The sequence below is a fragment of the Gordonia sp. McavH-238-E genome, assembly GCF_022348225.1.
Classification (GTDB): domain Bacteria; phylum Actinomycetota; class Actinomycetes; order Mycobacteriales; family Mycobacteriaceae; genus Gordonia; species Gordonia terrae.
The window spans coordinates 160,839-187,099 of sequence record NZ_JAKRFE010000002.1 but is presented as its reverse complement, the minus strand read 5'-3'; the positions used below and the strand labels follow the sequence as shown (position 1 = coordinate 187,099).

Below are 26,261 nucleotides of genomic sequence, written 5' to 3'. Positions count from 1 at the left end.
GTTGCCACAGAGAAGAAAGTACGAACATGACCGCAACCATCGGCAAAGCACTCGACTGGTGGGCCCGGACCAAGGGTGACACCACCGCCGTGGTGTTCTCCGGTTCGCAGATCTCATACCGCGCGTTGCGTGACTGGAGCAGCCGTATCGCCCGGCTTCTCGTCGAGACCAGGGGTGTCGCGCCCGGGAACCGGGTCGGGCTCCTCGGCCCCAACTCACTCGAGTGGCCTGCGGCCGCTCTCGGGGTGCTCAAGGCCGGTGGTGTGCTGGTGCCGTTGAACAGTCGCTATCGTCCCGCGGAACTGCGCAAGATCGCCGACGAAGCGGGAATCGACGTCGTCATCGTCGCTCCCGGCTTCGAGCAACTCGCCGAGGACACCGCAGCGGTGGGGCGGCCGTTCGCAATCGTCTCGTACACGGAGCTCGTGGACCTGCGGGATGGTGGAATCGACGACTACCGCGTGGATCTCGAACCCGATGAGCCGACGACGATCCTGTTCACCAGCGGGTCGACGGGTCTGTCCAAGGGGGTCGTCCTGACCAACCGGACGCTGATGTCGATCGTCTTGGAGAACACCCTCACCGAGGAGGGCTTCCGGCCGGGGACGACCACACTGCTCGTGCTGCCGCTCGCCTTCACTCCCGGCCTGGTGTACGGGCTGCTCATCACCACGGTTCTGGGCGGGACCTTGGTGGTGGAACCCGAGCTCAATCCCTCGAATGCCGTCACGCTTCTCGAAAAGCACTCGGTCCAGGCCATTTTCGGTGTCCCACTCATCTTCGAGGCCATTTCTCGGGCGCCGGAGTTCGCCGAGGCCGACCTGTCGTCTGTGAAGACCGCCATCGTCGGTGGGGCGGCCGTGCCGGCGCAGCTCCTCAAGCGGTGGGGGGACAAGGGTGTCCTGCTGCGCCAGATCTACGGCATGACCGAAGCCGGCGGCGTGGCCACTGCGACCATCCGCGAGGAGGCCTTGGAGTTCCCGGACCGCTGTGGCACCGGATCCATCTTCACCGAGGTCAAGGTCTTCAATTCCGATGACGAGCCAGCCGCGCCTGGGGAAGAGGGCGAGCTCGTGGTCCGCGGGCCGGGCGTGACCCCGGGCTATTGGAACGATGCCGAGACCACCGCGCAGGCCATCCGTGGCGGATGGTTGCACAGCGGCGATCTGGGCGTCGCCGACGAGGAGGGCCGGGTCAAGTTCGTGGACCGGCTCAAGGATCTGATCATCTCCGGCGGAATCAACATCTCGCCGGTGGAGCTGGAGATCGCGATCGGTGCCATCGACGGGGTCGAGGAGGTCGCGGTGATCGCCGCGCACGACGACAGGTTCGGTGAGACGCCGGCCGCGATCGTGACCGTGTCGCAGGACATGGACGCGACGACCATCGTCGAGCACTGCAAGCAGGTGCTTGCCGATTTCAAGGTTCCGCGCTACGTCGTCATCCGCCAGGACCCGCTGCCTCGGCTGCCCAGTGGCAAGATCGCCAAGACCGTCATCCGCGACGAGTACAAGGACGTCGACACCAGGTTCGATCGCATCCGCTGACCAGGCTCCAGCAGACGAGGCCATCGCCCTCCCGGGCGTGGCCTCGTCTGCTGTCTGTTCATCGCGGATCGCAGTCCGTAGGATTCGCGTCCGTCCTGCTTTTGCAGATGGCTGGACACAGAACGAGATCTGTATCTTGTATCATTGCCCTCAGGAGGTGGACATGGCGCGCAGGAAGACGGGCAACGTCCTCAGCGAGGATGTGGACGAGGCCCGCAAGCAGATCATGGTCGCCGCGGAGCGCGTGTTCCAACGGTACGGCGTCGCGAAGACGACGATGGACGACATCGGTAAGGAAGCGGGGGTCTCGCGCCCGACGGTCTACCGGTACTTCAAGGACCGCGACGCCCTCATGTCGGCCTTGATCGAGCGGCGATCCCGCCTGCTGTTCGACAAGGCCCGGAAGTACCTTCTCGAGCACGAGACGTTCGCCGATCAGCTCGTGGAGGGGTTGATCTTTCTGGTCGAGCGAGGTCGCCGTGATCCGCTGATCCGGATCCTGGTGAGTCCGGAGCACATGCAGCTGGCCGAATCACTGGTCGGCAGTTCGGGTCTCGCGGCGCGGTTGACCGCGGAGATGTGGGACCCGATCATCGAACGCGCGATGGACCGAGGCGAGATCCGGCGGGATCTCGACAAGGAGAAGATCGCCGAGTGGATCGCACTGGTCCAATTCATCCTGGTCGGCCGGCTGGATTTCGATCGACCCGACGATCCGCAACACCGGGAGATGTTGCACAACTTCGTGCTTCCGGCGTTCATGCCGACCGTCGTGCCCGCGGCGGCTCAACAACAACGCTGAACGCGTGGGCTTGTCGCCGGACACGGATGGTGACCGGTCCGGCGACAAGCGCCTAGTCGCGGATCAGATCGCGGTGGATGATCTCCTTCATGATCTCGTTGGTGCCGCCGTAGATCCGCTGGATACGCGCGTCGATGAAGGCCTTGGCCACCGGGTACTCCATCATGTAGCCGTACCCGCCGTGGAGCTGCACACCCGCATCGATGACCTTGTCCTGCAGATCGGTGGCCCACAGTTTGGCCTTCGCGGCATCGACCGCGGTCAGCGTCCCCTTGTTGTACTCACGGACGCATCGGTCGATGTACGCCCGGGAGACCTCGATCGCGGTACGCAGTTCGGCGAGAGTGAACCCGAGTCCCTGGAACTCGCCGACGGGTTTGCCGAATGCCTTGCGCTCCTTGACATAGGTGAGGGTCCAGTCGAAGACCGCCTCCGCCGACACCTGCGCGGCGATGCCGATCCCGAGCCGCTCCAGGGGCAGGCTCTGCATCAGGTAGGCGAAACCGGCGCCTTCCTCGCCGAGGAGGCTGGTGGCGGGCACCCGCACCTCGTCGAAGGACAACTCGGCGGTGTCCTGTGCATGGAGCCCGACCTTGTCCAGCTTGCGGCCACGCGTGAATCCCGGGGTCCCGTCCTCGACGACGAAGAGACTGAAGCCGCGCGATCCGGCATCCGCGTCGGTCTTGGCGAAGACGATCACGAGATCGGCGAGGATGCCGCTGGTGATGAAGGTCTTCGAGCCGTTGACCACCCAGTCGGTGCCCTCGCGCCGCGCGGTGGTGGTGATCGCGCGGAGATCGCTGCCGGCCGCCGGTTCGGTCATCGCGATCGCGCCGATGGTGTCGCCGGTGACGAAACCCGGCACCCAGCGCTTCTTCTGTTCGTCGTCGGCGTGACGGAGTAGGTAGTTCAGCACGATGTCGTCGTTGGTGGAGAAGCCGGACTGCAGTGCGGAGGCGCCGACCCTCGCGATCTCGGTCTGGATGGCGACGCGGAAGCAGTAGTCGGTCTCACCGGGGCCGCCGTACTCCAGCGGCACCGACAGGCCGAGGATGCCCTGTGCGCCTGCCGCACGCCAGGTCTCGCGGTCGATGAGGCGATCAGCGTCCCACTTCTCCATCTTGGGGACGACGTGTTTGTTGACGAAGGCCCGGACCGAGTCCCGGAACAACTCGTGGTCGGCGTCGAAGAGATCTGTCTGCATTGGTTCTCCTGTGGTGCTGGGGCTGATAGGGGGGAGTGCTCGGCGTTGCCGGGGTGGTGATGTGGGGGGCGTCAGTGTCCGGACGTCCCGCCGTCGACGGCGAGGGTCGACCCGGTGATGTAGGACGCCGCCGGGCTGGCGAGAAACAGCACGGCGGCGTCGATCTCACGTTGCGTGCCCATGCGTCCGAGCGAACAGCCCTGCAGGAAATCGGTGCGGGCCTCGTCGGACATCTCCGCGATCATGTCGGTCTCGACGAAGCCCGGTGCGATCGCATTCACCCGAATTCCCTTGCGCCCCGACCACTGGTGGGACAGGTCGCGTGTCAGGCCGAGGACGCCGGCCTTGCTCGAGGCATAAGCGGCTTGCGGCAGCGCAGATTTGACGAGTCCGAGCATGCTCCCCACGTTGACGATGCTGGAACCGGGTCGCATCACCCGTGCACAGGACCGTGCCATCCAGTAGCTCCCGAGGAGGTTGACGTCGAGAACCGCGCGAAAGTCCTCCGGAAGCTCCCGGGTGGCCGGGGCCGTGTGGGTGAGCCCGGCGTTGTTGATCAGGATGTCGACACGACCGAACTCGTCGATCGCAGCGCCGACGACCGCGTCACACTGTTCGGGATCGGTGACGTCCGACGGGATCTCAAGTGCGCGTCGACCGAGCGCGCGTACGGTGTCCGCGGTTCGTCGCAGCGGATCCGGGCGTCGGCCGGACAGTACGATGTCTGCACCCGACTCGGCCAGCGCACGTGCGAACCCCGCTCCGAGTCCCGATCCCGCCCCCGTCACGATAGCGACCCGACCGTCCACTCGGAACAGGTCCAGAAGGCCGGTGGTGGCCCCGTCGGCTGCGCGTGCGCCCACGTCTTCTCCTCTCGTCCGCTGCGGAACCCGAGAACGGGGACACCGCGATTGTCAGATTTTATCTAATCACATAAGATTTAGTGCGGAAGCCGGCGGTAGGCCCGGGATGTATCCATCTCGACCCGTCCGGATCACGACCACAGGAGAACCCATGACTTCCGACAGCGACTCGGCGACAGAGTCCGTCGTCCGCTACGAGGTGCGCGATCACATCGCGATCATCACGCTCAACCGTCCCGACGCTCTGAACGCCGTGAACTCCGCTCTGTCGACGGCCGCGGGCGCGGCGCTCGAGGAGGCGGCGCAGGACCCGTCGGTCCGTGTCATCGTGATCACCGGGGCCGGTCGCGCCTTCTGTGCCGGTGCCGATCTGAAGGAGATCGCGGCGGGGCGCCGGATCGATGACCCGGCCCATCGGGAATGGGACTTCGCCGGGATCGTGCGGCACTACGTTCCCAAGCCGGTCATCGCGGCTGTGAACGGCTTCGCGCTGGGCGGTGGGACCGAGATCATGCTGTCCGCCGATCTCGCGGTGATCGACGAGGAGGCGTCGGTGGGTCTACCCGAGGTCAGGCGGGGACTCATCGCCGGCGCCGGGGGGCTTCTGCGTATTCATCGGCAGGTCCCGCAGAAGGTGGCCGCCGAGATCGCGCTGACCGGTCGACCCGTGTCGGCCGCCCGCGCATACGAGCTGGGTCTGGTGAACACGGTGGCGCCGGCGGGAACCGCCCTCGCCGTCGCGCTGGAGCTCGCTGCCGAGATCGCCGCCAACGCGCCGCTCGCGGTGTCCGAGAGCAAGCGGGTCATGCATGAGACGGCGAAAGCGCAGCGCGGATGGGACGACGAGTCGTGGAAGATCAACGCCTCGGCGATCCGCACCGTGTTCACCAGTGACGATGCGAAGGAAGGGCCGCGGGCTTTCGCCGAGAAGCGTGCACCGGAATGGACGGGTCGATGAGCGCGGGAGCTGTTGTGTCACAGGAGGTCGTACTCGAGCGGGTCGGCGCTGTCGCGATCGTGCGGTTGAACCGTCCGGAGCGACTCAATGCGTTCACCGAGGACATCCGGGTGGGCATCATCGAGGCGTTCGATGCCTGCGACGCCGACGACGACGTCCGTGCGGTCGTGTTGACCGGTACCGGTCGGGCCTTCTGCGCGGGGGCCGACCTCGAGAGCGGGGGAGACACCTTCCTCCCGGACGACCCGGGGGCCGATGGCTCGGCACCGCCGGACGCGGGCGGTCAGGTGGCTCTCCGTATCTACCGGTCGAAGAAACCGGTCATCGCCGCGATCAACGGACCCGCCGCGGGCTTGGGTGTGACCATGACACTTCCCGCAGACGTCCGGATCGCCTCGGACACCGCGAAGTTCGGGTTCGTCTTCACCCGGCGCGGATTGGTCCCCGAAGCGTGTTCGACCTGGTTTCTCCCGCGGGTGGTGGGCATCTCGACGGCCGCGGAGTGGACGCTGGGCGGGCGGATGGTCCCGGTGACCGAGGCGCTCGATCGCGGCCTGGTGCGCGAAGTGGTTCCGGCGGAACAGGTCCTGGAACGGGCGCTGAGTGTCGCGAACGAGATGGTCGCGGGGACGGCGCCGGTCTCGGTGGCCCTCACCCGATCGCTGCTCTGGGGAGCGCTCGGCGCATCGGGCCCCGAAGAGGCCCACCGCGCCGAATCGGAGGTCCTCTACCGGCGCGGCCTCTCGGCGGATGTACAGGAAGGCGTGCAGGCCTTTCTCGACAAGCGTGCACCAGAGTTCCCGGATCGGGTGTCCGTATCGTCGCAGTGACCAGCGGAGATTACCTGTCAATCTGTGATTGACACCACATCCATACACTATGTATGGTTCCTGCATGACTCAGGCAGAACCCCGTACGACCACACTTCCGTTCTCGGTCGACGAGTTGACCCCGGAGTGGGTCGGCGCCGCATTGACGACCAAGGATGGACAGGTCGTCGTCGAAGCGGTCGACACCACTCGAATCATCTGGGGATCGGCGACCAAAGTATTCGCCACGTTGACCTATTCAGTGAATGACCGGGACATCCCTGCCCAGCTGTGCATCAAGGGAGGTTTCGACGAACGGAGTCGTGCGTTCGGCTTGGGGCCGGCCTACGAGCTCGAGGGCCACTTCTACCGTGATCTGGCACCGGGGTTCGCTGCGGAGGTGCCGGCGAGTTACTACTCGGCCACCGAGCGCGATCAAGGCGTCATCATCATGGAGGACCTGACGGCACGAGGCGCCGAGTTCGGCCAGGCGACCGATCTGTGGTCGGTCGATGACATCGCGACGACGCTGGAAGTCCAGGCGAAGTGGCACGCGGCGCTGTGGGGGAGTGGCAGGGGCGAGCGCACCTGGCTCCCGGTGGGTGCCAAGGCCGCTCGTGATGCGTTCACGGTGATGCTGAGTCCCGAGGTGTTCCATCCGCTGATCGAGCGTTCCGAGGTTCCGGATCTGTCGGCTGGGCTTCGGGACGATGCCCGGGTGCGCGCGGGTTTCGCGAAGCTGTGGGAACACGACGACGCCGCCACCCACACGATCAATCACGGTGATGCGCACTTCGCTCAGTTGTATCGCGTACCGGGAAGTGCGCCGGCCTTCCTCGACTGGCAGACGGCATGCCTCGCGCCGTGGGCTCATGACGTGTCGTACTTCCTCGGGTCGGCGCTGACCATCGAAGACCGACGGAGTCGAGAGCGAGAGTTGCTGCGACACTACATCGACGCGCTCGCCGGTCATGGCGGTCCGCATCTCGACGACGAAGACGCCTGGTACGAATACCGGCTGCACACCCTGCACGGGTTCGCGTGGATGTGTGTTCCGACCGTGATGCAGCCGTCGGAGGTGGTCGAGGCGATGGCCCACCGCTACGGCGCCGCCCTCGAAGACCACGACCCGATCGGTATGCTCCTGGCATGAGCGCGGATGCCGTTGGACGGCCAGGTGATTGAACCCGGGTATGGCGAGGAGGCCGGGGACTGGGAGCCGCTGACGACATCGGATCCCGCCACTGCGGAGGCCTTCGATCGCTTGATCGACAGCGTTCGTCGGTTGCAGAATTCGGTGGCAGCTGCCCGGCCGACGGAGGCGGTCTCGTTGGCGATGGCCGCCGAACTGCGCTCCGTCGCGGGTCGGCTCGATGACTTCGCCGTCGACGAGGCGCATCAGCTGGCGGGTACGCAGATGGACTCTCCCGGCAGATCGCAGGCCTTGGTGCCGGTTCTGAGCTACCGGAAGCAGACGACCGATCGCGTCGAGGGCACGCTTCGCCTCGGTCGCTTCCATCTCGGTCGAAACGGCGCGGCGCACGGCGGGGTGATTCCGCTCGTCTTCGACGAGATCTTCGGCCGGCTCGCCGGAGCCGAACGCCCGCGGTGTCGCACCGCGAATCTGCACGTCGACTACCGCCACATCACGCCGGTCGACACGGAGCTCGAGTTCACCGCATGCGTCGACCGGGCGGAGGGCCGCAAGATCTACGTCACCGGGAGTCTCCGCGCTGACGGAACCGTGGTCGCCGAGGCCACCGGGTTGTTCGTCGTACTGCGCCCTGGGCAACCCTGATCTGTCGGTTGTCCGGGATGCTGGCATGTCGACCGGGGCCCCGCCCCTGTCGGTGTTGCGGATCCGCCCGCCAGACCACACGGCGATAAGACGAAGTTCGACTTCCTGGGGTTCAGCCCGCGGCCGTGGACGGCGTTCAGGGTTCTGACCCCAAGCGCTCGATCCACCGAGGCGGTCTGACGCGAACAGGTGTCACCGGGTGTTTGCCGGAGGTCGAATGACGCTGCCGCTCAAACGAATTCGAAGACCCAGCGGTCGACACGGGGCGGTGGCCTTCTTCAGCCCAGAACCTGTACATGTCGTTCGGACAGTGTGTACGGTCGAGATGGTCGGACTAGGAGAAGGTGGATATGTCAACGTTCGAGAACAAATCGGTGGTCGTGACCGGAGCCGGCGGCGGGATCGGGGCTGCCGTTGCCCGCCGCTTCGCCGCACAAGGCGCGCATGTGGTGGTGGCCGACCTCGATGGCGGAGCCGCCGATCGGGTGGCGGCGGATATCGGTGGGTCGGCGATCGGGGTCGCGGTCGACGTCACCGACCAGGACCAGGTCGAATCGGCCGTGGGTAGGGCCGTCGACGAGTTCGGCGGCCTGGACGTGCTGGTGAACAACGCCGGGATCGCGATCCTGGCTCCGGTGACCGAATTGTCCGCGGACGACTTCGATCGCATGATCGCGGTCAACCTGAAGGGCGTCTTCCACGGAATCAAGGCGGCTGTAGCGCATTTGACCGCCCGGGGCGGTGGCGCCATCGTCAACACCGCATCGTCGGCAGGCACCAACGGGATGCCGATGATCGGCGGTTACGCCGCCACAAAGGCGGCTGTCATCAATCTCACCCGGACCGCGGCAGTTGAACTGCGACCCGCGAACATCCGGGTCAACTGTGTAGCACCGGCCTTTGTCGAGACAGCGCTGTCGGACAACCTGATGGAGGCGTTCCAGGCCGCGTCGGGTGGCGTCGATGCGCACGAGTTCTTCACCCAGCACCAGGGTCGACTGGGCCGGCCCGATGATGTGGCCCGTGCGGTGACCCACCTGGCCGAGGACGCGGGCGACTGGGTCACCGGTCACACCTACGTCCTCGACGGAGGATTCACCTCGTCCCCGATGTAGCGCAGGGAGCGGTCATCGGCGCGGAGGCGTCCGCTCGTCAGAAGATGATGAGCGGACGCCCCCGTACTCCGCCCGCCTCGATCATCCGGTGCGCGTCGGCGGCCTGCTCCGGCGCGAATCTACCTGCGGCGATCAGGAAGTCGAACAACCCCTCATCGGCAAGGGTGGCCAGTTCGGTGAGACCGTCGGTGTCCAGCAGGCGTTCGCGCACCCATACCTCGCGGACGCGGATTCCGCGCTCCGGTGGGACGCCGTCGAATGTCCGCACGCAGGCGAGTACTCCACCGTCGACGATGCAGGGGTACAGCGAGGAACCGATCAGTGCGGTGTCGAGAACGGCATCGACGCCGCCACCCGCGGCCGAACGGATACGTTCCTCGACACCCGGTCCACGCGCCACGACCTCCGCGGCACCGTGTGTCCGGATCGTGCCCCACTCGTCGGGCCGACCATCGGCGATGACGTGGATCCCCCTGCGCCGGGCGAGGGTCATCACGAACGCGGCGAGAAACCCCGATCCACCGGTGATCGCCAGCGTGGCACCAGGTCTCAGGTCCAGGACGCTCAGGGCTTCCAGAGCGGTCAACCCGTTCATGGGCAGCATCGCTGCCTGCTCGATCGACAGTGTGGACGGTTTGGGTACGACCGCAGCAGTGGGCACGACGATGAGCTCGGCGTGCGCGCCTCCTTCGGGTCGGCGAGGCATCACGATCGACATGACCTCGTCGCCCACCGCGAAGCGGTCCGATGCCGAGCCGGGGCCCACCGACTCGATCACACCTGCCGCGTCCATGCCCGCGATGTAGGGCGGGTCGAAATCCCGGTAGGCGGCGGCCACGAGCCCACTGCGCGTGGCGATGTCGGTCGGGTTGACCGCGGTGGCCGCAACCGCGATCCGCACCTCGCCCTCGCCGGCTGGACGTACCTCGACGTTGCGGACCTCCAACACGTCCGGCGTACCGAAACGGGGAATGACAACTGCGCGCATGATGAGCCTTTCTGGCTTTCAGGGACTTCCGTATATGGCGGTGGTCAACAACTCCGTGAGGAAGTGGGTGACCTCGTGCAAGTCGGTCAGATTGTCGTCTCCGGCCAGCGCGCCGGCGATCGATCTCTCGATTGTCCACAGGACCACGGCGGAGAGTTCTCCCGGCGGCGGACCGGGGATGGCGATCCCCGAGCGCCGATCGGCGGTGATGACGCGCCCGAGGTAGTCCGCCATCTGAGCGATGCCGGCCCGGTAGACTTCGCGGAGCTCGGGCCGTCGGGGCCATTCGAGTAGGGCGCTCCTCATCACCGAGGTGGTCCGCGCGTCGATCCGGAGCCACTCCCGCAACACTGTGCCGACGGCGGCCCGGTCGGCCCGGTCGATGGTGTCGAGCGACTGGAGTCGGTGGACGGTCGACGCTGCGACCTCACGGTAGAGCTCGGCGAACACCGCGTTCTTGTTGTCGAAGTAGAAGTAGAACGTCGACCGAGACACACCGGCGCGCCGAACGATTCGGGCGACGCTCACCTTGTCCAGTGGGAGATCGAGTAGTAGGTCGCGGAGCGAGTCCAGGATGGCCGTCGACGTCGTATCGGATCTCGGATCGACCCCGGAGTGCTCGATCTGTGTGTGTGCGCCGCCGGGCCCGTCGCCGTGCGGACGGGCTTGTGTCGCTGACGACAGTGTTCCGGCGGACGGTGCCGGTACCGAATTCGGTACCGGCCGCAGGACGGACCGAGTGAGCCAGTCCACCGCGCCGACCGCGGACGCCAGGGCAGGGAGATGCGGATCGAGTTCCCGTGTGCAGACATACATCACGCGTTCGATGCCGCATACGAGTACGGTCGCGATCATCTCCGGGCGCGCGCCGTCCGGAGCACGACCGGAGTCGCGCTCGTGACGGATCTGTTCGGCGACTCCTGCGACGAATCGGTCGAATGTCGGACGCCACACGGCCTCGATGTCGGGGTTCGAGTGCATGTGCTCGACGACCGCGCCGATCACTCCGCCGTGTGACGACCACATCTCGAGGGTTGGTGTGATGCTCGCCTGCATTCCGTACGACCGGTCGCGCCCCGGTGTCGTATCCCAGAGTTGCGGCCCCCCGTAGGACTCGGCCAGCACCACATCGGCGAGGGCGACCAGGACGTCGAACTTCCCGGCGAAGTGATGATAGAAGGCGGATCGGGAATGCCGCGTGCCCGAGATGATGTCGGCGATGGTGACTTCTTCGAACGACTTGTGCACCAACAGCTCCTCCGTTGCAGCGAAGAAGGCGGCAACGGTGGCGTCGGAGGGCCGCGGCTCTCGACGACGGTGCGCCGACCCGCGAGCGACCCGCACCGCTCAGCCCAGCTTCGCCGAACCGCCACAACCGACTATGCCCCCGTCGAGGGGGATCACGTTCCCGGTCATGTACTTTCCGGCAGCACTGGCGAGGAAGATGCTCAGCGCGGCAATGTCGTCAGGCTCTCCGAGACGCCCCAGTGGGATCCCGCCGACGACCCGCTCGAGTGCGTCGGGATTCTCTGTCACGAACCGCATCATCCGGCTCTCGAACGGACCCGGCGCGATGGCGTTCACGGTGATCGATTCAGATGCGAGCTTCTTCGCGAGATGCCTTGTCAAATGGTGGAGTCCGGCCTTGCTCGCCCCATAGCTGAAACTGTCCATCTCCGGCACGTTGATGCCGTCGGTCGAACCGATGTTGATGACCGAGGCGCGTCCGGCCTCACGTGCGGCAGCACGCAGTCCGGGTAGCAAGGCGACGGTGAGGTGGAAAACGCCTTCGAGGTTGGTGTGCATCACCTTGTCCCACCCGGCATCCGGGAATTCTTCAAGGGGGGCACCCCACGTCACACCGGCATTGTTCACCACCACGTCGAGTCGCTCGCCGCGTGCGAGGACCTCGGCAGCCAGGGTTCGTGCCGACTCCGGGGTCGAGACATCGCCGACGATTCCGGTGACGCGCCCGGAGGTCGACAACCGCTCCACCGCGGCGTCGACTCCGGCCTGTTTGCGTGACGACACGACGACGTCGGCACCGGCTGCGGCGAAACCTTCGGCGATCATCACTCCGATCCCGCTGGTCCCACCGGTGATCAAGATCCGGGCACCGGCGACGTCGAACAACTGGTAGGGCGAATTCTGCGTCATGGAACTCCTCATCGATTCTGTACAACCGACCATACAGTATGTTCGGACACGTTGACTGTGTTGTGGAGCACAAATACCGTCGCTGGCAGCCGACCATCACAACCGACGCGGCAGCCCGGAGGAGTCGGCAGCCCGATTCACCGACGACAGGAGAAGACTCGTGACCGCTCAACTGATTCCGCAGACGAGGGAAGGTTCGCTCGACGTTCCCGAGGGGTTGCCTCGTGGTATCGATCTCGGCCGGATCAACAATCGGCGCGAAGCAATCATGAGGTACGGACGCGACTACGTGGAGCGCATGACCGACCACGCTCTCCTCGGCGACGATCATGCCTACCGAGCGTTCCTGGACTTCAAGGACAAGTCGAAGAACGCGTCCTGGAAGATGTTCGAGCAGGCCCTCGATCACGGGATCGATTCGCTCGACGATCCCTCCGACGGACTCGTCGGACTGTTCGAACAGCTCGACCACATTCCGGACTGGGTGGACTTCGACCAGCTGTACCGGGGTGCCGTCGCATACTGGCGAGTGGGCTCGGTTGCCGGCATGGTGCTGACGTATTCGTCCATCGGAGCGGGCTTCTCGATGTACAGCTCGACACGGCCGGTGTTGTTCAGTGGTCGCCTCAAGGACGAGTCGGCCGTGGGCGGGCGGCTCACCGAGAGCTTCCGATACGTCGTTGCGGCGCACACCCCCGGCGGCATGCGCCGCGATCAGGACGGCTTCCGTCTCACTGCGAAGGTCCGCATGATCCATGCCGCGGTGCGACACACGCTCAGTCATTCCCCGCACTGGGACTGGCCGAGCTGGGGTCTGCCCATCAGCAACCTCGATTCGATGAACACCCAAGCGGGACAGTTCGGTACGCAGTTCGTCGACGGCGTCCGTGCGTCGGGGATCAGCATCAGCGACCGCGAGGAAGAGGACATCTTCGCGCTCTGCCGGTACGTGGGCTGGGTGATCGGCGTTCCGGAAGAGGTGCTCCACACGAACCCCGACGACGCCCGGATGAAGGTCAACTTCCACAAGCTCATCGAATTGCCGGCCGACGACCTCTGTCGCGATGTGGTCAAGACGATCATCGAGTACAGCACCGAGAAGCCGCCGGGTGATGTCGAACTGCTTCCGGGACCGGTTGCCGCCTTCATGACCACCGAGCGGCGACGCCATCTCGCGTGGGCACTGATCCGAAACTGGCAGCCGGACTACGTGAGCGAGATGCTCGACGTCGAACGCACCCCGTGGCGTTTCGCGCTGCCGACCATTCGGCCACTGGTCAGCGCCTTTGATCGCGTGGCACGTAAACTGCCGCACGACGACGAGGCCAAGGCTTTCAAGACGTTGCGGCAGTTCAATTCCGCGATCGCAACGCCGGAGGGTGGCAAGTCCGAAGAGGTCGCGAACCCGGACACGCTGACCAAGGACATTGCCGCGAACAAGGGCAAGGTGCCGAAGGCGTCTGCGCGCGTGGCGAGTTAGTGGCACGGGATGCGCGGGCCGTGCCGCCCGCGCACCCCGGCCGCACGGAATGACCGGAGGACGGATCATGAAGATCACCATCGATCGAACGGCCTGTTACGGGCTGGGGGCGTGCGAATCTGCGGCTCCCGAGGTCTTCGAAGTCGGCGACGACGGAAAAGCGCACCTGGTTGCCGATCCGACGGACCTTGCGCGGTACCGGGTTGCGATAACGGAAGCAGTGAACGAATGTCCGATGCGGGCTCTGCTCATGGAAGTCTGACCCGCAGTCGCCTGGAGCCCGCCCGGTCTACGACCTGGCGGGCTCCAGGCGAATGGTGACCGCCTTGGACACCGGCGCATTGGATTTGTCGGCGACATGGTCGAGGGGGATGAGGGGGTTGGTCTCAGGTCGTTGACGACGAATGTTGCTTTGCCGGAGGTGGTGTCGAAACGGCGTTCGTCACGCGGCCGCGACGAAGTTGCCGCCCATCGCCATGAACAGCGAGGCCCGCCCATCGCGCATGGCCCGGATGGGGTGTCCAAGGCGCGGAGTTCGTGTGCGATGATCGAGTACGCGAGCCGCCAGTGATCGGGGCGTAGTGGGTGGCGCCGGGCAGCAGCACCATCGGTTCGGTGATACGGCCCTGCTGTCCGAGCCAGTAGTCCGTGCGCTCACGCAGCTCGGAGGCCGGGTGAGCGTCGAAGAAGTCGGGATCGACGACCCGCCGAGTTGCTTCCTCGGCGACTGCTTTGGCCCCGTTCTCGCAGAACTCGGCATGCTTGCGGTGCCCGGGAGTCTCCGGCCATGCGCAGCCGGGACAATCGAATCCGTTGCGCTGGTTGAGTTTCACCAGGGTACGGGCTGTGCGCGCAAGCCCCATCTGCTCGATGCCGCGCCGCAGGGAGACCAGGACGGCCTCCACTCCTGCGGCCTGCGACTTCGGAGGGGTGACGAGCAACGTTTTCTCGTCGATGTCGGATTCAACGCGATCGGTGCTCATGACGAACGAGGACGTGACGCGAACGGCGGTGGTGAACCGGTCACCGTGCCGCCCTGACGGGGGATCCCGGCCGGACCCGCGGTGCACCGGACACGGTGAATCGGGCTCGCAGATAGACACCGTCGAACCACCCATGGCACTCTGCGAACGCCAGCAACTCACGGACTTCGTCGCGCCATCGTCGGTCGTCGTTCAACGATTGCAACCACAATGTGTTGATGTAGGCAGCATCGCCGTCGACATAGCCGATGCCCCGCTGTCGCAAACGTTCGGAGGTCTCGATCTCGTTCACCGCGCTGCGGACTTCGAGGTCTCGCAGATCCGATCGTTCACGGACGCGGACCGTGTGCGCTTCCACGCGGATTTCCATGGGTTGCTCCGGAGTTGATCCGCTGTGATCAGCGGGCTGGTGACGAGTAGATGTCCTCGATGACCTCTGCGTACTTGGTGGCCACCCCGCGCCGCTTGAGCTTCATCGTCGGGGTGAGCTCTTCGGAATCCGGGAGCCATTCGTCGGCCAGGAGTCGATACCGTTTGATCTGCTCGACCCGGGACAGCTGGGAATTGGCGCGTTCTACCGCCTCAGCGATCTCGGCCTGTAGCGAAGTCTCCTGGATCAGCGACGACGGGGTGCTCTCGGCGAGTCCGTGCTCGGCGGCGAAGGTGCGTGCGGCATCGGGATCGAGCACGATCAGCGCGACGTTGTAGGGACGACGGTCGCCGACGACACACGCCTGGCCGATCAGCGGTGACGAGCTCTTCAGCTTGCCTTCGATGTTGACCGGCGACATGTTCTTGCCGGCGGCATTGATGATGAGCTCCTTCTTGCGGTCGACGATGGTCACCCACCCCTCGTCATCGATCTGAGCGATGTCGCCCGTGTGCAGCCAGCCGAATTCGTCGATTGCTTCGGCGGTCTTCTCCGGCGCCTTCCGGTAGCCCTTCATGACGTGGGGTCCGCGCAGCAAGAGTTCGCCGTCGTCGGCGAGCTTGGCCTCGGTGCCGGGTTGTGCGAGACCGACTTTGCCCACGCGGATGTCGGTGGGAATGTTGGTGAAACCGAGCGCCCCGGTCTCCGACATCCCGAAGCCTTCCTGCAGCGGCGTGCCGATTGCGAGGAAGAACTCATGCACGGCGGGGGCGATGGGCGCGGCGCCCGTCATGAGCAGGGCCACCCGATCGAGGCCCAATTGGGCCCGAAGGCCGGCGAAGATGTTCTCTTCGGCGGTCGCGACCTTCGCCGTGAGATCGGCCGGTACATCTTCTCGACGCTGCTCGGTCTGCACCTTCGTGGTGGCCGCGTCGAGCGCTGCGAGCGTGGGGACCCGTTGCTCGTCCGGCAGTGCCGAGAACCGGGCGAGCAGAGCGGCGCGAAGTTTCTCCCAGATTCGCGGAACGCCCAGGAACCAGGTCGGGTGTGCGTGTGCCACCGCGCCGAAGACCGTGGTTGCGTCGCGGACCGTCGTGATGGGCCACCCCGTGACAGTTGCGAGATAGTGCGAGAAGACCCGGTCGGCGGCATGCGCCGTCGGCAGGTAGCTGATCGCGGCGCCGTCGACGTCGAACGGGAAACGAAGATTGCAGGTGTACATCACGAACATGAGGTTCGCGTGGGTCAACTCGACGCCCTTGGGGTCGCCGGTGGTACCCGAGGTGTAGATCAGCGTCGCGAGGTCCGAGGCCTCCACCGAACGCCAGCTCTTGTCGAAGTCGAAGTCCGCCGGGCGTCGCCCACGTAGTTCGGTGAGGGTGCTGATCGTCGCCGGCCCGTTGCCGTGTGTTCGCGAATCATCGAGGGGACCGTTCACCACGATGTGCTTGAGTGCCGGAGCCGCGGTGCGGTTCAGGACATCGAGGAAGGCCGGTTCGGCGACGACGACAGCGTTGCCCGCGTTCTCGAACAGGAAGCTGATCTGCTCCGGCGCCGAGGTGAGGTAGATGGAGAACGGGGTGGCGCCGAGGTGCAGCACCGCCATGTCGACGATGTGGAACTCGGGACTGTTCGCCAGCATGATCGCGACGGTGTCCCCGCGCTCGACGCCGAGATCGGCCAGTCCGGCCGCGACCTCCTCGACCGCGTCGCGGTAGTCGCCCCATGTGTACGAGCGGTCTTCGCCGAAAGCGATCAGGGCTTTCGAGTCGAGTCGGTCGGCGGCGGTCGCCTGGAACGCTCCGACGAGTGTGGATGCCGAAATGCCGGGTGCGGCAACGGGTGCGGACGGTGCCTGGGAAGCCTGTGTCATCGTTTCTGCCTCGATTGCGGTGCGGAGGGACGGGAGGTCGAGAGGTCTCAGTGAGTGAGCTGTTCGGCGCCGGCGGGTGTCGAATCCTCCGCCGCCGTCTCGGGCGCTCGGGTGGTGATGAAGTCGTCGGGATCGGGTTGATGGACCCGGCGCCAGTAGTCGACGTATCGCCACGGGCTGTTGGTGACGACCCGGCCTCGATCGTTGCGGTAGTACGTGGTGGTACCGCCGAAATGCCAGACCGTGTCCTCCAACGCTTCGTCGAGCTCGCGGTTGTAGGCCTCGAACGCCTCGGGACGGACCTCGACCGTGTCGAGGTCGTCGTCGATCATGGTGGCCAGCAACGCCGTTACATGCTGGATCTGCATCTCGGTACCGGCGATGACCGTTCCGCCATGGCCGGTGTTGGTGTTGGGGCCGTACAGGCAGAAGAAGTTGGGGAATCCGGGCACGGTGATACCCAGATGTGCTCGGCCGTCGTCCTCACCCCACACCTCGCGGAGCGTCTTGCCGTCGCGACCGCGGACCTCGATCGAACCGAGGACGTCCACCGAACGGAATCCCGTGGCCAGGACGAGGACGTCGGCGTCGAAATCTGTTCCAGCCGTGGTACTGACACCGGACGGGGTGATCTTCGCGACACCGTCGGTGATCAGATCGACGTTCTCGCGACGCAGCGTGCGGAACCAGCCCGCGTCGATCAGCAGGCGCTTTCCGTACGGCGGATAGTCGGGCAGGCTCTTGGCGAGAAGCTCTGGGTGGTCGGCCAGTTCGCTCTCGATGTACGCGGTGAGCATGGCCCGGAGCCGGTCATTGCCCTTGTTGATGGCGCGACCGAGGTGGGGGTAGTCGCGATCGACCTGAAGGAGGCGCCAGACCTTGTCACCCATCCGCCAGAACAACCGCGCGCGGTACCAGGCGAGATAGAACGGTATGTGCTCGTTGAGCCAATGTGCTGAGTCGTCGACCTCCGCACCCTTCAGCGGATGGGGCATGGCCCACTGCGGCGTTCGCTGGAAGACGCGTACCTCGTCGGCGATCTCGGCGGCGGCCGGGACGAACTGCATCGCGCTGGCGCCGGTGCCGATCACGGCGACGCGTTTGCCGCGGAGGTCGAGGGTGGGATCCCACTGCGCCGTATGGAGTGTCGGCCCGTCGAAGTCGGCCAGTCCCGGTAGGTCGGGAATGCTCGGCTGGTTCAGTAGTCCGACGGCGCTGATGACGACGCTCGCGTCCAGGCTCTCGATCTGCCCGCTGTGTACCGATCGTAGGGTGAGCTGCCAGCTCGAGCGCTGCGCGTCGAATTGCGCGAGGTCGACCGCGGTGGCGAAGCGGGTCTTCGCGAGGACGCCGTGCCGCTCGGCCAGGGTCCGCCAGTACTCGGCGAGTTCATGCTGCGGTGCGAAGTAGCTCGACCAGTCCGGTTTCGGGTCGAACGACAGGGCGTACAGGTAGCTCGGGGTGTCGACACCGCAACCCGGATAGACGTTCTCGTGCCACGTACCGCCCACGTCGTCGTTCTTGTCGATCAGGACGTAGTCGATGCCGGCCTGTTCCAGCCGGATCGCCATCGCCAGTCCGGAGATCCCCGCACCGATGATCGCGACCCGGAAGCCATCCGTCGGTGCGGACCACGGTACCGAATGGCGACGGTACAGGCCCATCTCCTCGCCCAGGAGCTGCCCGTAGCCGTCGGGAAGCGGCTCGGCCAGCATCACCGAGAGGATCCGTGACAGTCGCTCGGGGGCCGGAGCGTCCGCCACGTCGAGGTCGCCGTCGCGCCACGCGCGGAGCGTGGCCCCGGCCTCCCGCCGAATTCGTTCGGCGAGTTCGGGTTCGAATCCTCCGGTGTCGTGGTCGCCGAGATCGGGAGGAGCGGTGGGCAGGTACGGCTCCTCGATCCAGCGGTCATCGCCGGTCAGTAGAGCCAACGAGCCCAGCAGGATCGGGAGGTTGGCGTGTTCGAGTGCGAGCGCGAGTTGCTCGTCGGTGAAGTCGGCGTCGGGCCGAAATGCGCCGTCGGGAGCGCCGCTCCACTCTGGGGCGAGACGGGGGGAACTGGACTCTGGCATACACGAGACCATACAATGTGTTCAGACGTGGCGTCAATCACATTCGGGCCGACGGCTGCGTGCACGGCCTCCGCTTTCACATCGATCGACAGACAGGACAGACAGATGACAGTCACCGCGAATCGTCCACGTGCACAGGCGCGTGGCGTGTACGAACCCGAGCACGAGGCCTTCCGGGAGAGCTTTCGCCGTTTCCTCGACACCGACGTCGTGCCGGGGTATGAGACTTGGGAACGGGAGGGGCGGATACCCCGCGAACTCTTCCGGAAGGCCGGCTCGCACGGATTCCTCGGGATGTCGGTCGACGAGGAGTTCGGCGGCGGTGGCACCGCTGATTTCCGGTTCAATGCGGTCATCGCCGAAGAGGTCGCCGACGCGGGGGTGATGTCGTTCGGGGTCAACCTCCACAACGACATCTGTGTCCCGTATTTCGAGCGTTATGCCGACGACGAGCAGAAGCGGCGCTGGCTGCCGGGCTTGGCGTCGGGTGAGCTCATCGCGGCCATCGCGATGACCGAGCCGGGGACGGGCTCCGATCTCGCGGGCATCACCACGACGGCAAGAGAAGAGGGCGAACACTTTGTGCTGAACGGCTCGAAGACGTTCATATCCAATGGGATCAATGCCGATCTGGTGATCGTCGCCGCGCGGACGGAGAGCGACGGTGACCGTCACGGAGGCCTGTCGCTGCTGGTCGTCGAACGGGACACCCCGGGCTTCACGCGGGGGCGCAATCTGGAGAAGATCGGCATGCACGCGCAGGACACTGCCGAGTTGTTCTTCGAGGACGCGCACGTCCCGAAGGAGAATCTGCTGGGCGAGCGAGGTGGGGGTTTCCGTGCACTCGTCACCAACCTCCCGCAAGAGCGGCTGACAATCGCGGTGGCGAGCACGGCGGCAGCGGCCCGCGCGGTCGAGTTGGCGCGGGACTACGTCACCACCAGAACCGCGTTCGGAAAACCGTTGTCGGCGAACCAGAACACCCGATTCACCCTGGCAGACGCGCACGTGCAGACCGAGGTGGTCCGCGCCTTCGTCGACGACTGTCTGCGGCAGCACACCAGTGGCGAACTGACGGCCGACCGGGCCGCGATGGCCAAGTTGGCCGCCAGTGAGGTCCAGGGCCGCGTCGTGGACCAGTGCCTGCAGATGTTCGGTGGCTACGGCTTCATGGCCGAATACCCGATCGCCAGGGCCTATGTCGATGCCCGCGTCCAGCGAATCTACGGCGGTGCCAACGAGATCATGAAGGAGATCATCGGCAAGTCCCTCTTCCGCTGAGGGGTTGCCGAGAACACAACACCATGAAGAGAACACTTTTCGACTCCGAGCACGACCAGTTCCGAGACACCGTCCGGTCCTTTCTGATGAAAGAGGCAGTTCCACATACCGCTGAGTGGGAGGAGGCCGGCGAGGTCGGTCGAGACTTCTGGACCGCGGCCGCCGCTCAGGGGCTGGTGGGCTTCGCGGCTCCGGAACAGTACGGCGGCGGGGGACTTCGTGACTTCCGCTTCAACGCGGTGATCAATGAGGAAGTCGTCCGCACCGGAACGGTCGGCGACGGCTTCTCGCTGACGAACGACATCGTGCTCCCGTACTTTCTGGACATCGCGACGCCGGAACAGCAGGGCCGCTGGCTGCCCGGCATCGTCAGCGGAGAGACCGCGATCGCCATCGCCATGTCCGAGCCGGGTACCGGTTCGGACCTGCGCGCGATCAAGTCCACTGCGACCCGGGTCGACGGTGGCTGGTGTCTCAACGGTTCCAAGACCTTCATCACTCGCGGTATCCAGGCCGACCTGATCATCGTCGCGGCCCGGATCCCCGAGGACGACGGCGGCGGGTTCGGTCTGTTCGTCGTGTCCGCCGGCCACGACGGATTTCAGCGCGGTCGCAAGTTGCAGAAGATCGGGCGCAAGGCACAGGACACCGCGGAGTTGTTCTTCGAAGACGTCCTCGTCGCCGAATCCGACGTGCTCGGCGAACCGGGTAAGGGGCTTCGGTACATGATGGGCAACCTTGCCCAGGAACGGTTGTCGATGGCGGTCGTGGCGGTCGCCCAGGCCGAGTACGCGGTCGAGACCGCCATCGCCTACGGCAAGGAGCGCAAGGCCTTCGGTCAACCCATCGGGAGCTTCCAGGCGAACCGCTTCACCCTGGCCGAGTTGTCCACGCAGGTGGGAATCGCCCGGGTGTTCGTGGACCGGTGCATCGAGGCGCAGAACGCGGGGGAACTCACCGCAGCCGAGGCGGCCGGCGCGAAGTTCTGGACCACCGAGCTGGAGTTCAATGCACTGGACACCTGCCTCCAGATGCACGGCGGGTACGGCTACATGGAGGAGTACGACGTCGCGCGGAGATGGCGGGACGCGCGGGTACAGCGGATCTATGGCGGCACCAACGAGATCATGCGCGAGATCGTGGGCCGCTCACTCGGTCTGTGAACCGGGGGTCTTGCTGAGGTGATGGTGAATCGGTGGTTGCCCGGGAAGAACTCTCGACCGGGCAACCACCGAGGTCATGGGGTCGAGTCGATCACGCCATCGGCGAGCAGGGCCTCGATCTCGGTCGGGGAGAAGCCGGTCTCGCCGAGCACCTCGACAGTGTCGGCGCCCGGCGCGCGACGCGGACGGGGAACCGTGGGCGGATGGCCGTCGAAGCGAGGGGCCGGAGCCGGTTGCACCACGTCGTCGACCGTCACGAACGTGTTCCGGGCTCGATTGTGCGGGTGCTCCACTGCCTCCGACATCCTCAGAACCGGTGCGTAGCAAGTGTTTCGGCCGTCGAACAGCGCGTCGAGTTCGGCCCGGTTGTATTCGGCGACCCGCTTCTCGAGAATGATGCGGTACTCGTCCCATCGCTTCGAATCGAGATGGTCGTGCCGCATCGCATCGGGCAGTTCCAAGACATCGCAGAGCTCCGTCCAGAACTGATTCTCGATGGCGCCGATGCTCACCCACTGTCCGTCGCGGGTCTCGTAGACGTCGTAGAAGAAGGCGCCGGTGTCGAGCAGGTTGGCGCCACGTTCCTCGACGAAGTCGCCCTCGGCCCGGTACGAATGGAACATCGCCATCAGGGCCGAGGCGCCGTCGATCATCGCCGCGTCGACGACCCGGCCGCCGTGGCCGGCGCGGGCGGACAGGATGCCCGCCAGCATCCCGAACGCGAGAAAGGTGCCGCCGCCCCCGAAGTCGCCGACGAGGTTCAGGGGCGGAACCGGTGGCCCACCCTTCCGTCCGATCTGATGAAGGGCGCCGGTGAGTGCGATGTAGTTGATGTCATGGCCGGGCAGCGACGCCATCGGACCGGTCTGGCCCCAGCCGGTCATGCGGCCGTAGACGAGATTCGGGTTGTGGTGCCGGCAGTCCGCCGGCCCGACCCCCAGGCGTTCGGCCACACCGGGGCGAAACGTCTCGATCAAACCGTCGGCATCGGCGCACAGACGTCGAACCACTGCTGCACCAGCCTCGGACTTGAGATTCACGGCCACATGCCGCCGGCTGCGGAACAGGATGCCGTGACCGCCGACCGCCCAGGGGTTGCCCCCGGGCCGGTCGACGGTGATGACCTCGGCACCCATGTCCGCCAGCATCATCGCGGCGAAGGGGCCGGGCCCGATGCCGGCGAGTTCGATGATCCGGGTGCCCGCCAGGGGAGGGGTTGTCGACTCGACGCTCACTTCTTCGCGACCACCGGCATGCCGCCCTTGTTCGCGGCGATGTCCGCGTGGACCTCGTCGGGGTTGGCCACGGCCATCTCCTTGTTCGCGCCGTCGGGGAGTTTGATCGCGTCGTTGAATTGGCGAAGCATGGTGAACGCGGCCTTCTCGTCGTCGTGTGGCAACACCCGTCCGACTCGATCGGCAAGGGTGACGAGCGGGCTGATCGTCGGCAGGATGTGCCGCCATCCGGTCTTCTCGACGCCCAGAGCATCCATGACGTGCGGTGGGATCCACGAGTGCAGCAACCCATAGGCGAGCTTGAGTCGACGTTCGTTGGTCATGAACTTGGCCACCGGTCCCGGTAGCACCTCGACGTCGCCGGGTGGATTCTCGACGCTGTACTCGATGATCGAGTGGACGACGTCGTGGCAGAGCTCGTCCGGCGGTAGTTCGACCAGCGTGTGCAGATCGGTCTTGCGACGAGCGTCCTCGTAATCCGTGTGCAGGATGTCCTCGGGAACGCCGATCACGTATCCCACGTAACGGCTCAGGGCGAAGATGTCCTCGAGTTCACGGTCGCTGAAACGAATTCCCGAGGACTGGACCGCATCGGTGAACTTCACCCCGAACTGGCCGGCCTGGGTGACCATGCTGTCGAAGTTGTTGATGGGGATGCCCCAGCCGGCCCAGTCCCAGTGATCGGATCGCCCGAGGCTGTGGCGAACCGCGGCGTGGATCATGCGGACCTTCGCGGTGAGACGGAAGCCCTCCTCGAAACGCGCCATCCCGCCGGGGGTGTACGCGGCGACCACATACCGGAAGCTCTCGATGAGCCGGGTCCCCACCTTGTCCTGCTCGCGGAGCCGACCGCTGAACAGGACCGGGCGGGTCGCGCTGTACATGGAGAAGCCCCCGGCGATCGCGCCCCAGGCGAGGACGGGCGGGACGATCGGGCCGGCCCGCCAGAAAGCGACCGCACCGCGGTAGAGCTGGTCGAAATCGACCCAGTCGGGGATGTGGTCGAGCTGGTCGAACAGCGCGATCAGTCCGGGGCTGGGGTCGTCGATCGCGTCGATTCCGTGATCGAGGGCCTGGTCGAAGGTGCGCCACGTCGAATTGTTGGATTTGTCCTTGAAGTCGAGCATCGCCGCGTAGGCGTAGTCGTCGGCGAGCAGGGCGTGGTCGGTCAGCTTCTCGACCAGGTCGCGACCGTACATCGCGATCGCTTTGTCCTTGTTCGCAATCCGTCCCAGATCGATTCCGCGCGGGAGTCCCGGCGGAACGTCGAGATCGCCGCGGAAACTCGTCGGCTGCGTGTGTGGCTCGGTGATGGTCATCGCGCCTCCTAGGTGAGTGATCGGTACGCCGACCGCATGTGATCGTCGTTACAACGCAGGGTAGACCCAACTGAACACTATGTCTACACTGATTGTCTGGCCGCCTGTATGCCGACGCCAGGCGCTCGCGGCCAGCCGCGTTCCACGCGTCGGCCCGTCCCCAATGACCGAGGAGTATCGATGTCACCGCTGTCCCAGGAATCGACGAAACCATCGGCGGCGTCGCTTCCGGAATCGCTGCCGCCCCGGACCTTGCGGGAGCTGCTGGAATCCCGGTGGAGTTGCCGCGAGTTCCTCCCTCGTGAGGTGCCGCCGGCCGAGATCGAGCGAGTGCTCGATGTGGCCCGGTTGACTCCCTCGTGGTGCAACACGCAGTCGTGGCACGTCGACGTGCTGAGTGGGGGTGCCGCCGAGGGTCTGCGCGACGCCTTGCGGGCCGCGATCGCGGACGGGCCGGCGCAGAATCCCGACATCGAGTTCCCGGCCGCGTATGACGGCGTCTACCAGGAGCGTCGTCGCGAGAGTGGTCTGCAGCTCTATGCAAGCCTCGGCATCGAGAAGTCCGATCGGGCCGGTTCGGCCCGACAGATGCTGCGCAACTTCGACTTCTTCGGAGCGCCGCACGTGGCGATCGTGACGACCGAGGCTGCGCTGGGCCCCTACGGAGCGGTCGACTGTGGCTTGTTCGTCAGCAACTTCATCCTGGCTGCCCACGAGATCGGGATCGCGACCGTCCCGCAGGCGGCACTGGCGACGCAGTCGCCGGTGATCCGGGAGTATCTCGGGTTGAAGTCCGAACGGCGAGTGGTCGTGGGTATCTCGTTCGGCTACCCCGACGGGGACGCGCCGGTCAACGCGTATCGCACCAGCAGGCAGTCGATCGCGGAGGTCGCGACCTTCCACCGATGATGGTCGCGGATGGCGCCGCGACGGGCTATACACAGTGTATGAACGTAATGTATGTTGCACTCGACGATGGCGCCGAGCGCCCGCAGAATGACTAGGAGACTGTGAATGTCGGACACCCAGGCACTGATCTTTGATGCGATCCGAACGCCGCGCGGTAAGGGCAAGAGCTCGGGATCGTTGCACACGATCAAGCCGATCGACCTCACCACCGGCTTGCTGTCGGCAGTCCTCGACCGGAATCCCTCTCTCGATCCCGCCCGCGTCGACGACCTGGTCCTCGGGGTCGTGACCCCGGTCGGCGAGCAGGGCGGAGACATCGCGCGCACGGCGGCACTCGCGGCGGGGCTCCCCCGCACGGTGGCGGGCGTGCAGGTCAACCGGTTCTGCGCATCCGGGCTCGAAGCGGTGAATCTTGCTGCGCAGAAGGTGCGTTCGGGATTCGAGGACCTGGTATTGGCGGGCGGCGTCGAATCGATGTCCCGTGTTCCGATGAGCTCCGATGGTGCCGCGTGGATGGACGACCCCGCAACGAATCTGGCGACGAGCTTTGTGCCGCAGGGCATCGGCGCCGATCTGATCGCGACACTCGACGGTTACACCCGCGAGGACGTGGACGCGTACGCAGTGCGTTCGCACGAACTGGCCGCCAAGGCCGAGGCGGACGGGCGGTTCGACGCCTCGGTCATAGCGGTACGTGACATCAACGGGGCAGTGGTGCTGGACCGGCACGAGACCATTCGCGAGGGGACCACCACTGCCACCCTCGCCCCACTCCGGCCGTCGTTCGCCAAGCTCGGTGCAGCCGGCTTCGATGCTGTTGCACTGCAGGAGTTCCCGACTGTCGAGAAGATCGACCACGTCCATCACGCGGGCAACAGCTCAGGGATCGTCGACGGCGCCTCGCTGGTCGCGATCGGCAGCGAACAGATCGGGAAGGAACTGGGTCTGACGCCGCGCGGTCGGATTGTCTCCACCGCGGTGTCCGGAGACAATCCGACCATCATGCTGACCGCACCGGCTCCCGCGTCACGCAAGGCGCTGGCGAAAGCCGGTCTCACCGTCGACGATATCGACCTCGTGGAGATCAACGAGGCGTTCGCCTCGGTGGTGCTGCATTTCGTCGACGACCTCGGCCTCGACATGGCGAAGGTGAACGTGAACGGCGGAGCAATCGCGATGGGGCACCCGCTCGGTGCCACCGGCGCGATGCTCGTCTCCACGGTCCTCGACGAATTGCACCGGACCGGTGGTCGATACGGACTCGTGACGCTGTGCGTCGGCGGTGGTATGGGGATCGCAACCGTGGTGGAGGCGCTCTGATCGCCACTCCCAACG

The 26,261-nt window shown here is 65.8% G+C and carries 23 protein-coding genes and 1 pseudogene; 13 read left to right on the top strand and 11 right to left on the bottom strand.

Features of this window, described 5'->3' with window-relative positions; all coding sequences use genetic code 11:
- The first annotated feature begins 26 nt into the window (after positions 1-26).
- Together MHN80_RS03250 and MHN80_RS03245 are read left to right on the top strand one after the other, a co-directional pair.
- Positions 27-1,547, top strand: a complete 1,521-nt coding sequence (locus MHN80_RS03250) for a class I adenylate-forming enzyme family protein (protein ID WP_239399511.1) — start codon at positions 27-29, stop codon at positions 1,545-1,547.
- Between the two features lie 163 nt (positions 1,548-1,710).
- A complete protein-coding gene (locus MHN80_RS03245; protein ID WP_004019458.1) occupies positions 1,711-2,349 on the top strand; it encodes a TetR/AcrR family transcriptional regulator in 639 nt (212 codons plus the stop codon).
- Between the two features lie 52 nt (positions 2,350-2,401).
- On the opposite strand, the gene MHN80_RS03240 is transcribed toward MHN80_RS03245, so the two are convergent.
- On the bottom strand, positions 2,402-3,553 hold the full coding sequence (locus MHN80_RS03240; protein WP_239399509.1) for an acyl-CoA dehydrogenase family protein: 1,152 nt from the start codon (positions 3,551-3,553) through the stop codon (positions 2,402-2,404).
- A 71-nt stretch (positions 3,554-3,624) separates the two neighbouring features.
- A complete protein-coding gene (locus tag MHN80_RS03235) occupies positions 3,625-4,416 on the bottom strand; it encodes an SDR family NAD(P)-dependent oxidoreductase (RefSeq protein ID WP_239399507.1) in 792 nt (263 codons plus the stop codon).
- A gap of 151 nt (positions 4,417-4,567) precedes the next feature.
- Here MHN80_RS03235 and MHN80_RS03230 point away from each other — a divergent pair, with 151 nt between their 5' ends.
- The 5 genes from MHN80_RS03230 (at position 4,568) to MHN80_RS03210 (ending at position 9,096) form a co-directional block, all read left to right on the top strand.
- Entirely contained in the window at positions 4,568-5,374 is an 807-nt protein-coding gene (locus MHN80_RS03230; RefSeq protein WP_239399505.1) for a crotonase/enoyl-CoA hydratase family protein, read from the top strand.
- Positions 5,371-6,204 carry an enoyl-CoA hydratase-related protein gene (locus MHN80_RS03225; RefSeq protein WP_239399503.1) on the top strand — a complete coding sequence of 278 codons (834 nt, stop codon included), beginning with the start codon at positions 5,371-5,373 and terminating at the stop codon, positions 6,202-6,204. The genes MHN80_RS03230 and MHN80_RS03225 overlap by 4 nt, the downstream gene beginning before the upstream one ends.
- A gap of 64 nt (positions 6,205-6,268) precedes the next feature.
- Positions 6,269-7,336 carry an ecdysteroid 22-kinase family protein gene (locus MHN80_RS03220; RefSeq protein WP_239399501.1) on the top strand — a complete coding sequence of 356 codons (1,068 nt, stop codon included), beginning with the start codon at positions 6,269-6,271 and terminating at the stop codon, positions 7,334-7,336.
- Positions 7,337-7,342: 6 nt separating this feature from the next.
- The gene (locus MHN80_RS03215; protein ID WP_004019452.1) at positions 7,343-7,981 is read left to right on the top strand and encodes a PaaI family thioesterase; all 639 of its coding nucleotides are present in this window, start codon (positions 7,343-7,345) and stop codon (positions 7,979-7,981) included.
- A gap of 350 nt (positions 7,982-8,331) precedes the next feature.
- Entirely contained in the window at positions 8,332-9,096 is a 765-nt protein-coding gene (locus tag MHN80_RS03210) for an SDR family NAD(P)-dependent oxidoreductase (protein WP_239399499.1), read from the top strand.
- A 37-nt stretch (positions 9,097-9,133) separates the two neighbouring features.
- On the opposite strand, the gene MHN80_RS03205 is transcribed toward MHN80_RS03210, so the two are convergent.
- From MHN80_RS03205 to MHN80_RS03195, 3 genes are all read right to left on the bottom strand, one after another.
- Complete coding sequence (locus MHN80_RS03205) at positions 9,134-10,084, bottom strand: NADP-dependent oxidoreductase (protein ID WP_239399497.1); 951 nt, start codon at positions 10,082-10,084, stop codon at positions 9,134-9,136.
- An 18-nt stretch (positions 10,085-10,102) separates the two neighbouring features.
- Positions 10,103-11,332, bottom strand: a complete 1,230-nt coding sequence (locus tag MHN80_RS25790; protein WP_239399495.1) for a TetR/AcrR family transcriptional regulator — start codon at positions 11,330-11,332, stop codon at positions 10,103-10,105.
- A 99-nt stretch (positions 11,333-11,431) separates the two neighbouring features.
- On the bottom strand, positions 11,432-12,241 hold the full coding sequence (locus MHN80_RS03195) for an SDR family oxidoreductase (RefSeq protein WP_239399493.1): 810 nt from the start codon (positions 12,239-12,241) through the stop codon (positions 11,432-11,434).
- Between the two features lie 160 nt (positions 12,242-12,401).
- On the opposite strand from MHN80_RS03195, the gene MHN80_RS03190 reads away from it, so the two are divergent.
- Positions 12,402-13,721, top strand: coding sequence for an oxygenase MpaB family protein (locus MHN80_RS03190; RefSeq protein ID WP_004019447.1), 1,320 nt, complete (start codon positions 12,402-12,404; stop codon positions 13,719-13,721).
- Between the two features lie 67 nt (positions 13,722-13,788).
- Positions 13,789-13,983, top strand: a complete 195-nt coding sequence (locus MHN80_RS03185; RefSeq protein WP_239399491.1) for a ferredoxin — start codon at positions 13,789-13,791, stop codon at positions 13,981-13,983.
- A 251-nt stretch (positions 13,984-14,234) separates the two neighbouring features.
- On the opposite strand, the pseudogene MHN80_RS03180 reads toward MHN80_RS03185, so the two are convergent.
- The 4 genes and pseudogenes from MHN80_RS03180 to MHN80_RS03165 all read right to left on the bottom strand — a co-directional run.
- A pseudogene (locus MHN80_RS03180) lies at positions 14,235-14,704 on the bottom strand (hypothetical protein); the annotation flags it as partial.
- Between the two features lie 40 nt (positions 14,705-14,744).
- Positions 14,745-15,074: a hypothetical protein gene (locus MHN80_RS03175; RefSeq protein ID WP_239399489.1), complete on the bottom strand. Its 330-nt coding sequence runs from the start codon at positions 15,072-15,074 to the stop codon at positions 14,745-14,747.
- Positions 15,075-15,102: 28 nt separating this feature from the next.
- Positions 15,103-16,947: a long-chain fatty acid--CoA ligase gene (locus MHN80_RS03170; RefSeq protein WP_004019440.1), complete on the bottom strand. Its 1,845-nt coding sequence runs from the start codon at positions 16,945-16,947 to the stop codon at positions 15,103-15,105.
- A 47-nt stretch (positions 16,948-16,994) separates the two neighbouring features.
- Positions 16,995-19,019, bottom strand: a complete 2,025-nt coding sequence (locus tag MHN80_RS03165; protein WP_239399487.1) for an NAD(P)/FAD-dependent oxidoreductase — start codon at positions 19,017-19,019, stop codon at positions 16,995-16,997.
- Between the two features lie 105 nt (positions 19,020-19,124).
- Between MHN80_RS03165 and MHN80_RS03160 the strand changes: the two genes are divergently transcribed.
- Together MHN80_RS03160 and MHN80_RS03155 are read left to right on the top strand one after the other, a co-directional pair.
- Positions 19,125-20,300 (top strand): acyl-CoA dehydrogenase family protein, encoded by a 1,176-nt coding sequence (locus MHN80_RS03160; protein WP_004019438.1) that lies wholly within the window; start codon positions 19,125-19,127, stop codon positions 20,298-20,300.
- 23 nt (positions 20,301-20,323) lie between these two features.
- Positions 20,324-21,463, top strand: a complete 1,140-nt coding sequence (locus tag MHN80_RS03155) for an acyl-CoA dehydrogenase family protein (protein WP_239399485.1) — start codon at positions 20,324-20,326, stop codon at positions 21,461-21,463.
- Between the two features lie 74 nt (positions 21,464-21,537).
- On the opposite strand, the gene MHN80_RS03150 is transcribed toward MHN80_RS03155, so the two are convergent.
- Both MHN80_RS03150 and MHN80_RS03145 read right to left on the bottom strand, forming a co-directional pair.
- Complete coding sequence (locus MHN80_RS03150) at positions 21,538-22,698, bottom strand: CaiB/BaiF CoA-transferase family protein (protein WP_239399483.1); 1,161 nt, start codon at positions 22,696-22,698, stop codon at positions 21,538-21,540.
- Positions 22,695-24,017 carry an oxygenase MpaB family protein gene (locus tag MHN80_RS03145; RefSeq protein ID WP_004019435.1) on the bottom strand — a complete coding sequence of 441 codons (1,323 nt, stop codon included), beginning with the start codon at positions 24,015-24,017 and terminating at the stop codon, positions 22,695-22,697. Before MHN80_RS03145 ends, MHN80_RS03150 begins: the two co-directional genes overlap by 4 nt.
- Before the next feature lie 180 nt (positions 24,018-24,197).
- Between MHN80_RS03145 and MHN80_RS03140 the strand changes: the two genes are divergently transcribed.
- Both MHN80_RS03140 and MHN80_RS03135 read left to right on the top strand, forming a co-directional pair.
- Complete coding sequence (locus tag MHN80_RS03140) at positions 24,198-24,926, top strand: nitroreductase (protein WP_239399481.1); 729 nt, start codon at positions 24,198-24,200, stop codon at positions 24,924-24,926.
- 105 nt (positions 24,927-25,031) lie between these two features.
- On the top strand, positions 25,032-26,246 hold the full coding sequence (locus MHN80_RS03135) for an acetyl-CoA C-acetyltransferase (RefSeq protein WP_239399479.1): 1,215 nt from the start codon (positions 25,032-25,034) through the stop codon (positions 26,244-26,246).
- Positions 26,247-26,261 lie beyond the last annotated feature (15 nt).